The organism is Streptococcus oralis subsp. tigurinus, from assembly GCF_002093545.1.
Taxonomy (GTDB): Bacteria; Bacillota; Bacilli; order Lactobacillales; family Streptococcaceae; genus Streptococcus; species Streptococcus oralis_C.
The window spans coordinates 23,133-35,175 of record NZ_LNVF01000007.1; the positions used below are offsets into that span (position 1 = coordinate 23,133).

Sequence of the window (12,043 nt, forward strand, 5' to 3'; positions counted from 1 at the left end):
AGAAAGAAGTTGTGAGAACGCTATGGAGGACTCTTATTTAATTAGTAGCGTTTTTACTAAAAACAAGGTAAAATTTCGTTTAGTTTTTCCTCGGTTTTATCCCTTATTAGCAAATCTCTCCTAAATCTTATGATTTCCTCTATTTATTATAGTTCTTATATAAACCCACTTGACATTTTACCCCTTAGATAATAAAATAAAATTGGTTTTATGTAAACGCTATCATACGCGATAACAACAAGGAGGTTTTGTCATGAAACTAGAAAAGAATCAGCGCTTCTCCATTCGTAAATACACGGTTGGAGCAGCTTCTGTACTTATAGGATTTGCTTTTAGCGCACAAGTCGTAGCTGCCGACGGGATTACTCCGGCTCCAACAGCTGAGGAAACAGTTCAAACTGTCCAGGAGAGTCCGCAAACACCCGATGAGACGGGAGAGTCCAAGGCCCCAGAAAAACTGGAAGAAAAGGCTGAAGAACCTGTAAAAGAGGAGGTCAAAGAAGACACGGAGGCTCCTCATACAGTTACTCCAAAAACGGAAGAAACAACTGCACCAGCTGTGACAGAAAATGCTAGTCCAACTCCTACTGCTGAGAAAGAAAGTCCTGCTCCAACTGAAGTTCCTGCAGAAAACTCTCCTTCAGAAAAGAAAAATGAAGCAACCACACCTGCAGCAACTACTCCTAACACTGAACGAGCACCTCAGGTAAATGAAAAACTGGCTAAAAGAAAAATGATCTCAATTGATGCTGGACGCAAGTACTTTTCTCCAGACCAACTCAAGGAAATCATTGACAAAGCTAAACACTACGGCTATACGGATCTTCATTTACTAGTTGGAAATGATGGCATGCGTTTCATGCTAGATGACATGACCATCAAAGCCAATGGCAAAACCTATGCAAGTGACGATGTCAAACGTGCACTTGAAAACGGAACCGATGCCTACTACAAGGATCCAAACGGCAACCATTTGACAGAGAGTCAGATGACGGACTTGATCAACTATGCTAAAAACAAAGGCATTGGTCTCATCCCAACTGTAAACAGCCCTGGTCACATGGATGCCATTTTGCATGCCATGAAAGAACTAGGCATCCAAAAACCGAACTTCAATTACTTGGGAAAAGAATCTGCCCGTACCGTTGACCTTGATAACAAAGAAGCAGTTGAATTTACCAAAGCGTTAATCGACAAGTATGCAGCTTACTTTGCTGGAAAAACTGATATTTTCAATATCGGACTAGATGAATATGCCAACGACGCTACTGATGCTAAAGGTTGGACTGTCCTTCAAACACAAGGAAAATATAGTAAATTCATCACTTACGCTAATGACCTTGCTAACATCGTCAAATCTCACGGCCTTAAGCCAATGGCTTTCAACGATGGCATTTACTACAATAGTGATACTAGTTCTGGTACTTTTGACAAAGACATTATCGTTTCAATGTGGACTGGTGGATGGGGCGGATACGACGTCGCTTCTTCTAAACTTCTAGTTGAAAAAGGTCACCAAATTCTTAATACCAACGATGCTTGGTACTATGTTCTCGGACGAAATGCCGACGGACAAGGCTGGTACAACCTGGACCAAGGGCTCAATGGAATCAAGAACACTCCAATCACTTCTGTACCAAAATCTGAAGGAGCAGATATTCCGTTCATCGGTGGTATGGTAGCTGCTTGGGCAGATACTCCATCTGCACGCTATTCACCATCACGCCTCTTCAAACTCATGCGTAGCTTCGCAAATGCCAATGCTGAATACTTTGCTGCCGACTATGAATCTGCTGAGCAAGCTCTGAAAGAAGTCCCGACAGACCTTAACCGCTATACTGCAGAAAGTGTCGCAGCTGTCAAAGAAGCTGAAAAAGCCATTCGCTCACTCGATAGCAACCTCAGCCGTGCCCAACAAGACACCATTGACCAAGCAATCGCGAAACTCCAAGAAGCTGTTAGCAATTTGACCTTCACACCAGAAGCTCAAAAAGAAGAAGACGCGAAACGCGAAGTTGAAAAACTTGCCAAGAACAAGGTGATTTCTATCGATGCCGGACGCAAGTACTTCTCAGCTGAGCAACTCAAACGTATCATTGATAAAGCTAGCGAACTTGGATATTCTGATGTGCATCTCCTCCTAGGAAATGATGGACTTCGCTTCCTACTTGATGATATGACTATCACTGCTAACGGAAAAACTTATGCAAGTGACGATGTCAAAAATGCCATCATTGAAGGAACAAAAGCTTACTACGATGATCCAAACGGAACCACTCTTAGCCAGGCTGAAATCACTGAATTGATCGAGTACGGAAAATCAAAAGGGATTGGACTCATCCCAGCGATCAACAGCCCAGGTCACATGGATGCCATGCTTGTCGCTATGGAAAAATTAGGTATCGCAAATCCTCAAGCTAATTTTGATAAAGTCTCCAAAACAACCATGGACCTTGAAAACGAAGAAGCCATGAACTTTGTCAAAGCCCTCATCGGCAAGTACATGGACTTCTTTGCAGGCAAGACTAAGATCTTTAACTACGGTACAGACGAATACGCTAATGACGCTACCAACGCTCAAGGCTGGTACTACCTCAAATGGTATGGACTCTATGGCAAGTTTGCTGAATATGCCAACACTCTTGCTGCTATGGCTAAAGAAAGAGGCCTTCAACCAATGGCCTTCAACGATGGTTTCTACTACGAGGACAAGGATGATGTTGAGTTTGACAAGGATGTCATCATCTCTTACTGGTCTAAAGGATGGTGGGGCTACAACCTTGCATCTCCTCAGTACCTTGCAAGTAAAGGCTATAAATTCCTTAATACCAACGGAGACTGGTACTACATTCTCGGTCAAAAACCAGAAGATGGTGGTGGCTTCCTCAAAAAAGCTCTCGAAAATACCGAGAAAACTCCATTTAATCAACTAGCATCAACTAAATACCCTGAAGTTGACCTTCCTACTATTGGTAGTATGCTTGCTATCTGGGCAGATAGACCAAGTGCTGAGTACAAGGAAGAAGAAATCTTTGAACTCATGACTGCCTTCGCAGATCACAACAAAGACTACTTCCGCGCTGACTACAATGCTCTCCGTGAGGAGCTTGCTCAAATTCCTACTAACTTGGAAGGATACAGCAAAGAAAGTCTCGATGCTCTAAATGCAGCTAAAGAGGCTCTCAACTACAACCTCAACCGCAGCAAACAAGCCGAGTTAGACGCTCTCGTAGCTAAACTCAAAGCAGCCCGCCTAGGCCTCAAACCAGCGGCAACTCACTCAGGAAGCCTCGATGAAAATGAACTAGCTGCCAATGTTGAAACCAAACCGGAACTCATCACAAGAGCAGAAAAGATTCCATTTGAAGTTATCAAGAAGGAAAATCCAAACCTCACAGCTAAGCAAGAAAAGATTGTCACACCAGGTGTAGATGGCGAACGCACTCATTACATCTCTGTCCTTACTGAAAATGGTAAACAAACAGAAACCGTTCTAGATAGCCAAGTAACCAAAGAACCTGTGACCCAAGTGGTTGAAATCGGTGCCCCTATTACCCACAAAGGGGATGAAAGTGGCCTTGCTCCAGCTGCCGAAGCGAAACCAAGACTGGATATCCAAGAAGAAGATATTCCGTTCACTACTGTGACACGTGAAAATCCACTCTTGCTCAAAGGGAAGACTCAAGTCGTTACTAAAGGCGCTAACGGTCGTCGCAGTCATTACTACTCGGTGAGCACTAGTGCTGACGGTAAGGAAGTGAAAACTCTTGTAGATAGCCTTGTGACTCAAGAAGCAGTGACCCAAGTTATTGAAGTCGGAACCCTTGTAACCCATGTAGGAGACGAACATGGTCTTGCTCCAGCCGCAGAAACAAAACCAAGACTGAATATCCAAGAGGAAGAAATTCCATTCACTACTGTGACACGTGAAAATCCTCAATTACCAAAAGGACAAACGCAAGTTGTTACTAAAGGGGCTAACGGCCACCGTACTGCCTTCTACTCTGTAAGCACTAGTGCTGATGGAAAAGAAGAAAGAACGCTTGTCAATAGCGTGGTAACACAGGAAACGGTCACTCAAGTTGTTGAAGTCGGCACTGCCGTTGAGAAAACTGAGCCAACTGCATCAACTACTGCCAAAGCAGATGAAAAACAACTCCCTGCAACAGGAAGTCAAGACTCTGCAGGTTTGGTCGCAGCAGGACTTATGGCCACACTAGCAGCCTACGGACTAACTAAGAGAAAAGAAGATTAAACCTCTTCGACAAGAATACAAAAAAGCGAGATTGAATCTCGCTTTTTTATTTTATGATTAGTCACCAAGTCCGACACGTTCAAAGATATCATCTACTCGTTTGGTGTAGTATGCAGGGTTGAAGATTTCATCGATTTCTTCTTGAGTCAGACGTGAGGTTACTTCTGGATCGGCTTCCAGAAGCGGTTTGAAGTCTACTTGGTTGTCCCAGGAGTAGGCTGTTTTCGGTTGCACCAGGTCATAGGCTTGCTCACGGGTCATGCCTTTCTCAATCAAGGTCAACATGGCACGTTGGCTAAAGATCAAACCAAAAGTAGAGTTCATGTTGCGGATCATGTTTTCTGGGAAGACTGTCAAGTTCTTGACGATGTTTCCAAAACGGTTGAGCATGTAGTCGATTAAAATGGTTGTATCTGGTGTGATGATACGCTCAGCTGATGAGTGAGAAATGTCACGTTCGTGCCAGAGAGCGACGTTTTCATAGGCCGTCACCATGTGACCACGGATAACACGCGCCAGACCAGTCATGTTTTCAGAACCGATTGGGTTGCGTTTGTGAGGCATAGCCGATGAACCTTTTTGACCTTTAGCAAAGAACTCTTCCACTTCACGTTGCTCAGATTTCTGCAAACCACGGATCTCAGTCGCCATGCGTTCGATAGAAGTTGCAATGCTAGCAAGAACTGCAAAGTACTCAGCGTGAAGGTCACGAGGAAGCACCTGTGTAGAGATTTCCTGAGCACGGATGCCCAATTTGTCACAGACGTATTGCTCTACAAATGGTGGAATGTTGGCAAAGTTCCCAACCGCACCAGAAATCTTACCAGCTTCCACACCAGCAGCTGCATGCTCGAAACGCTCGATATTACGCTTCATTTCACTGTACCAAGTCGCCAATTTCAGTCCAAAGGTTGTCGGTTCAGCGTGCACACCGTGGGTACGTCCCATCATGATAGTGAACTTGTGTTCCTTAGCCTTATCAGCGATGATGTTTGTGAAGTTTTCAAGGTCACGACGGATGATGTCGTTGGCCTGCTTGTAGAGGTAACCATAGGCAGTATCCACCACGTCAGTAGAGGTCAAACCATAGTGAACCCACTTGCGCTCTTCACCAAGCGTCTCAGAAACCGCACGCGTGAAGGCAACCACATCGTGACGCGTCTCTTGCTCAATCTCCAAAATACGGTCTATATCAAAGTCCGCTTTTTCACGGATCAAAGCTACATCTTCCTTAGGGATTTCCCCCAACTCAGCCCATGCCTCGTCAGCCAAGATTTCTACCTCAAGCCAAGCACGGTATTTATTTTCTTCACTCCAAATATTCGCCATTTCGGGGCGAGAGTAACGGTTGATCATGTTGTTTCTCCTATTTTTACTGTTTCCTAAATTTTTATTAAAGTCTATAAGTCTTTTTATATGAATTAAAACGTCAGAATAGTAAACTCTTACTATTATTTTCTTTTTGCTACCTTTCTTTTTTTCCTTATTCTTTTTTTTAGTTTCTTTTCTCTGTTGCTCCCAGGTTTATTATTTGACATTACTTTAGAAATCTCATCACTTTTCATCCAGTAAATTGTAGGTATTATTCCATCTGTAATTAATTTTAATTTACGAAAAGTATAAATTATTTCTAATATATAAAATATAAGAGAAAGGTTGACTATACATAACTGCGCAAAATCAATAATAGAATATTTTTCTTGTCTAACTCTCCCTCCATATTTATCCTCAAAAATAATTTCATGACTATCGACATCTACATGAGAACTATAGTGTTGTATAGCATTTCTAATTTTATTATTAAGACTATTAACAGGTTTACTAAACTGTTCAGAAATATTAAGATACGCTTGTTCTGGAGTATGTTGGTTAACTTTTTGATATTTATTAGTAATTTTTTCTAAATCATCAATATAGTCTTTCCCATTATAGCATTGCTTATAATTCTCTCTCTCAAAAATATTATTAAGTGCTATAACGATATTAATGTTGTCAAGAATCCATTCATAACTCGAAGCATAAAATTCATTTAATTCTTTAAAATAAGCAACTGAAATACCATATTGTTTTTGATCCAAATCCTCAAAATTTCTGATATTCATTAATGTAACTACAGGAATTAGAATATGAGAAATTTTAGCAAAAGCTATAATTTTATCAAAAGCACTCTTCTCAATGGTATCCAATCTACTCTCAATATATTCTATATAATTAAGCAATTCTTCTCTCTTTTGCTCTTGTTTATATATTTGCTTGCTTAGTTCTGTAAATTCTGATAATGAATCTTCTCCAAGAATAATACTAATACCAGAAGTCGTCAGAAATAGCTGATGTAACACCATTGTGGCATCAGCGATATTTTTTACATCTGTTATTGGTGTCAATCCTTCATATTCTCGCAATAACTTTTTTAATTCAGAATATAAATATTTATCTTGTCGATTCCAATACAAATTATATAATCGTACAAAATTATCTAACTTTTTCTCTCTGACAAAATCTGCAAATTTGCCTGTTGCTTGCATTTTTTTTAAATCTGTCAAATCATTCTTTTTATCCATACGAACCATTTGAGCCATGAATGGTGAGAAGCCATCAAGTATATCTTTTCTGAGATGCATTTTTTTTGTGGGGAACTCAGCAGAAATTTCCAAACACCATATTGGAAAATTGGTTAATTCCTTGTAGTTAGGGGTATCTTCATTGATAACTTGTGCGTTGTTCAAATTAATATCAAATGGTTCAAACTCAATTTTACCACTAATCTCTGTTTTACACTTTGGACAATTTAAAGCAAAATCAACAGGATAACTTCCCATCTGAATTCTTAAATTAATACACTCTCCACAAGTTAAACATATGATAAATTCATTTCGCGTCATTTAATCTTACTCCCCAAACTCATCCACACCATCCGGCGCATCACTAAACAAAGTCACATGTCCCATCTTGCGGTTGTGCTTCGCTTCTATTTTACCATACATGTGGAGGTGGGCGCTTGGATTTTCTGTGACATATTTTTCAGCAACCTTGACATGCTGGCCGAGAACATTGAGCATAACAGCTGGGGCATGCAGTTTGACGGCTGGCAATGGGGCTCCGAGAACGCCGAGAAGATGGGTGTCAAACTGGGAAAAATCGCAGGCTTCGATTGAGTAGTGACCTGAGTTGTGTGGGCGGGGGGCAATCTCGTTGACAATGATGTCGTCAGCCGTCGCAAACATTTCCACGCAGAGAGTTCCAGACAAGTTCAGTTGTTCTGCTATTCGCACTGCCATGGCTTTGGCCTTGTCTGCTAGACTTTCTGAAATGCGTGCTGGGACAATGGTCTTAGACAAAATGTTGTTGCGGTGGATATTTTCCTGAACTGGGAAAACCGTCACGTCCTTGCCATTTCCTGATACGATGACAGAAATTTCCAGGTCAAAATTGACAAATTCTTCCAAGACACAGTCGGCTGAATCTGCTAATGCATAAGCTTCTTCCAAATCTTCTGCTGAACGAATAATTTTCTGCCCATGCCCATCATAGCCACCAGTCGCGGTCTTGAGGACATAGTTTTTCGACAGGTCGATATCTGTCAAGTCTTGGCTTGAGGTCACAATCTTGTAAGGAGCCACGGTGACTTGAGCCTTATTTGAGAGAAAGTCCTTTTCAAAGATGCGATTTTGAGAAATGCGAAGTAGGTCTGTCCCTTGAGGGAGTTGTCCCTCCTTGATAACAGCATCCAAGCCGTCAGCATCTACATTTTCAAACTCATAGGTCAGGACATCGCAACGCTCTGCCAACTGACGAAGGGCATCCACATCGTTATAAGGTGCCACGATGATTTCCGCGACACGAGAAGCTGGGCAATCCGCAGCTGGGTCCAACGCAATAACCTTATGGCCCATGTAGATAGCTGAGATTGCCATCATCTGACCCAGCTGACCTCCACCGATGATTCCGATTGTTTTAGATGAGCTCATTTGTAGACTCCTCTGCGATTTTTCCTTGTTCTTCTGCGAAATCTGCCAATGCTGTCGCAATAGCCTGATCTTCTACTGAAAGGAGACGGAGGGCAAAGAGGGCCGCATTGGTCGCTCCCGCTTCCCCAATAGCCATTGTCGCAACAGGCACACCACCTGGCATCTGCACAATCGAATAAAGCGAGTCCAGACCACTGAGAGCGCGTGACTTGACAGGTACGCCGATAACTGGAAGGGTAGTTTTGGCTGCTACCATTCCCGGCAAATGGGCTGCGCCTCCAGCGCCTGCGATGATAACCTTGATGCCACGGCTACGAGCTTCCTCCGCATGTTTGAACATGAGATCAGGTGTGCGGTGGGCAGAGACAACTTTCTTTTCGTAGGCTACACCGAAGCGGTCTAGGACTTCTGCTGTTTTTTGCATGGTTGCCCAGTCGGATTTTGAGCCCATGATGATGGAAATAATTGGTTTAGTCATAATTTTTCCTTTTCTTTCCTTTCTTTTTTCAATCACCTTAAGTTGTGAGGGACGGCAGCAGCCACCAAAGGTGTCTCATGCCTAAATCGGAAGCCCAAGGTCTTCCGATTTCCCTGAACGATTGGATTATCATCCAATCGTTCTTTCACAACGGCGACAATTATTCTATACTAGCTCGCTAACGCTCACAAACCATACGACCATTAACGTATTTTGTGAATTTTTATTTTTCTTTTTGATAATGGTCTTAGGTGGTGGGGACGGAAGCAAACCTTCGGTTTCATTCCTAAACTTTGAGCCTAAGGTCTCAAAGTTTCCCTAGACCAGAACAGATACTGTTCTGATCTTTTCACCACAGCGACCATTATCGTACTTGGCGACTTCGTCGCTTTATTCTTATATCTTTATCGAATCGCCTTGCTCCCGATATCGGTTCGGTAAAAGAGGCCTTCTGTGTTTTGTTGGGAGAGTTCTTGGTAGATGCTTTCTTGGGTTTCTTTGACGGTATCTGCTGTGGTGACGAGCATATAGACACGTCCGCCATTTGATAGCAGTGCTCTGCTATTTTCCTCAAACTTAGCCCCTGCATAGTAGGTGATGATATCGCCTTCTGTCTTAGCTGGCAACTCAACACCTTTTTCATAGTCTAGCGGATACCCCTTGGATGCGACAACTACACCCAGAGTCACACCCTTGTCTGTCCAGGTAATGGTTGGCTCCTTGCCATTGAGAATATCCGTAATATTTTGTGCAAAGTCAGATACCAAACGAGGCAAGATAATCTGAGTTTCGGGATCTCCAAAACGAGCATTGAACTCGATGACCTTAGGTCCGTCTGCTGTTAAAATAAGCCCTGCGTAAAGGACACCAAGATAAGGGCGGTCTTCTTTAATCATCCCGTCAAGGACAGGCTTGACAATAGTCTCAACCGCTGTATCTATTACACTCTGTGGCAAGTGAGGAACTGGTGCATATGCTCCCATACCTCCCGTGTTAGGACCCTTATCGCCATCGTAGGCACGTTTGTGGTCCTGAGCTGTTGGCATGATGTAGAACTTGTCCCCATTGACAAAAGCAAAAAGTGAAAATTCCTCTCCTTCAAGGAATTCCTCGATGACTACACGCGCACCTGAATCCCCGAATTTATTGTCCAAAAGCATCTCGTGAGCAGCTTCGACCGCTTGCTCGACTGTCTCAGCAACGACGACACCCTTACCAAGCGCTAAACCATCTGCCTTGACTACGATTGGAGCGCCTTTCTCCTCAATATAAGCCTTAGCTTCCTCGAAATCTGAAAATGTGCCATAGGCTGCTGTCGGAACGCTGTATTTGACCATTATTTCCTTAGCAAAATCCTTGGACCATTCCAGCTCCGCTGCAGCCCTAGTCGGACCAAAAGCCTTGAGGCCTGCTGCATTGAAATCATCCACTATTCCGGCGGCAAGAGCATCATCCGGCCCAATGAAGGTCCAAGCGATATCGTTGACCTTTGCAAATTCAATTAACTTAGAATGTTCGGAAATAGATATATTTACCAAATCAAGTCCATCTAAGGTCATCCCGTCATTCCCAGGTGCCACAAAAACTTGCTCAACGTCTTTAGACTCCAATAACTTCTTAGCAATCGCATGTTCACGACCACCTGAACCGACAACCAACAGTTTCATCTCTTAACCTCTTTTGCGAATTATTTACTAACATTATACCACAAACGTTCGTTTTAATCTTGTTTCACTTAGCATTTTAAGCCAAAAAAGGGAAAGAAACTGTTTTCTTCCCTTTTGCTTCTTAATGTCTAAAATGTCTCACTCCTGTAAAGACCATAGTCAAGCCGTATTTATCAGCCGCTTCGATTGACTCTTGGTCACGGACAGAGCCCCCTGGCTGGATGATGGCCTTGATACCTGCTTTAGCGATTTCTTCCACGTTATCCGCAAATGGGAAGAAGGCGTCGGAAGCAAGAACAGCACCATCAAGACGATCTTTAGCCTGATCAATGGCGATACGAACAGAAGCCACACGATTGGTTTGACCAGGGCCAACACCAAGTGTCATGTGGTCATTAGTCACGATGATACCGTTTGATTTGACGTACTTGATAGCTTTCCAAGCGAACTCAAGAGCAGTCGCTTCTGTCTCGGTCGGCTGGCGCTTGGTCACCACTTGCCAGTCAGCCGGGCTTTCCTTAACCACGTCTTGGTTTTGCACAAGAAGTCCACCAACCACGCCTGTGTATTCTGCCTCTACCTCACTAGCATCTTGAGCATCAAATGGTAAGGCAAGGATACGTAAGTTTTTCTTTTTGTTGGTCAAAATGGCCAGCGCTTCATCTGTATAGCTCGGTGCGATGATGATCTCGAGGAAAACGCCGTGCATCTTCTCAGCTGTCGCAGCATCCACCTCACGATTAAGGACGACAATTCCGCCAAAGATAGACACTGGGTCAGACTCATAAGCGTAATCCCAAGCAGTTTCGATGTCATCAGCCTGACCGATTCCACATGGATTCATATGTTTGAGGGCCACAACAGTTGGACGGTCTTTAAAATCACGAATGATACGGATAGCCGCATCAGCATCACGGATATTGTTAAAGGACAATTCCTTACCATTGAGCTGTTTCGCTGATGCAATTGAGTAATCCGTTGGAAAAGCTTTTTGATAGAAGTCCGCATCCTGTTGAGGATTTTCCCCATAACGCATTGGTTGCTTGAGGTCGTAGGTCAAAGTGAGCTTTTCAGGTTTGCTTTCTCCAACTTGAGCTGTGAAATACTCTGCAATCAAGGCATCATAAGCTGCTGTGTGACGGAAAACCTTGGCTGCCAAACGTTGACGAGTTTCATAAGTCGTTTCACCATTTGCTGCCAATTCGTCCAAAACCACTGCATAGTCAGCAGGGTCTACCACAACTGTCACGCTGGCATGGTTCTTCGCTGCTGAACGAAGCATAGATGGCCCACCGATATCGATATTTTCCACCGCATCAGCGTAAGTCACATCTGGTTTGAGAATCGTTTCCTTGAAAGGATAAAGGTTGACCACAACAAGGTCAATGAGCTCGATCTGATTGTCCTTAGCCGCCTCAAGGTGGCTATCGAGATCACGACGAGCGAGGAGCCCACCATGGATATTTGGGTGAAGGGTCTTGACACGGCCATCCATCATTTCTGGGAAGCCCGTCACATCATCAATTGCAATGGTCTCCACACCAGCATTATCAAGGGTAACCTTTGTCCCACCTGTCGAGATAATCTCCCAACCAAGTTTTTTAAGTTCTTGGGCAAATTCAACAATGCCCACTTTGTCTGAGACGCTGATTAAGGCGCGTTTAGTCATGTTATT

The 12,043-nt window shown here is 43.3% G+C and carries 8 protein-coding genes; 1 reads left to right on the top strand and 7 read right to left on the bottom strand.

From position 1 onward, the window contains the following. The first annotated feature begins 253 nt into the window (after nucleotides 1–253). Nucleotides 254–4,255, top strand: coding sequence for an LPXTG-anchored beta-N-acetylhexosaminidase StrH (gene strH / locus ATE34_RS07835; protein ID WP_084911518.1), 4,002 nt, complete (start codon nucleotides 254–256; stop codon nucleotides 4,253–4,255). A gap of 57 nt (nucleotides 4,256–4,312) precedes the next feature. Here the strand turns inward: strH and purB are convergent, their stop codons facing one another. From purB to purH, 7 genes are all read right to left on the bottom strand, one after another. Further along, nucleotides 4,313–5,611, bottom strand: coding sequence for an adenylosuccinate lyase (gene purB / locus ATE34_RS07840; protein ID WP_084911519.1), 1,299 nt, complete (start codon nucleotides 5,609–5,611; stop codon nucleotides 4,313–4,315). 95 nt (nucleotides 5,612–5,706) lie between these two features. Beyond that, nucleotides 5,707–7,137, bottom strand: a complete 1,431-nt coding sequence (locus ATE34_RS07845; RefSeq protein WP_142357487.1) for a hypothetical protein — start codon at nucleotides 7,135–7,137, stop codon at nucleotides 5,707–5,709. Nucleotides 7,138–7,143: 6 nt separating this feature from the next. After that, on the bottom strand, nucleotides 7,144–8,223 hold the full coding sequence (gene purK, locus ATE34_RS07850; protein ID WP_084911522.1) for a 5-(carboxyamino)imidazole ribonucleotide synthase: 1,080 nt from the start codon (nucleotides 8,221–8,223) through the stop codon (nucleotides 7,144–7,146). Further along, nucleotides 8,210–8,701: a 5-(carboxyamino)imidazole ribonucleotide mutase gene (purE, locus tag ATE34_RS07855; RefSeq protein WP_084911524.1), complete on the bottom strand. Its 492-nt coding sequence runs from the start codon at nucleotides 8,699–8,701 to the stop codon at nucleotides 8,210–8,212. Before purE ends, purK begins: the two co-directional genes overlap by 14 nt. Nucleotides 8,702–8,733: 32 nt before the next feature. After that, nucleotides 8,734–8,850: a phosphoribosylaminoimidazole carboxylase gene (locus ATE34_RS11230; protein ID WP_084911526.1), complete on the bottom strand. Its 117-nt coding sequence runs from the start codon at nucleotides 8,848–8,850 to the stop codon at nucleotides 8,734–8,736. Between the two features lie 255 nt (nucleotides 8,851–9,105). Further along, a complete protein-coding gene (gene purD / locus ATE34_RS07870) occupies nucleotides 9,106–10,368 on the bottom strand; it encodes a phosphoribosylamine--glycine ligase (protein WP_084911527.1) in 1,263 nt (420 codons plus the stop codon). A 121-nt stretch (nucleotides 10,369–10,489) separates the two neighbouring features. Next, nucleotides 10,490–12,037, bottom strand: coding sequence for a bifunctional phosphoribosylaminoimidazolecarboxamide formyltransferase/IMP cyclohydrolase (gene purH / locus ATE34_RS07875; protein WP_009729528.1), 1,548 nt, complete (start codon nucleotides 12,035–12,037; stop codon nucleotides 10,490–10,492). Nucleotides 12,038–12,043: the final 6 nt, after the last annotated feature.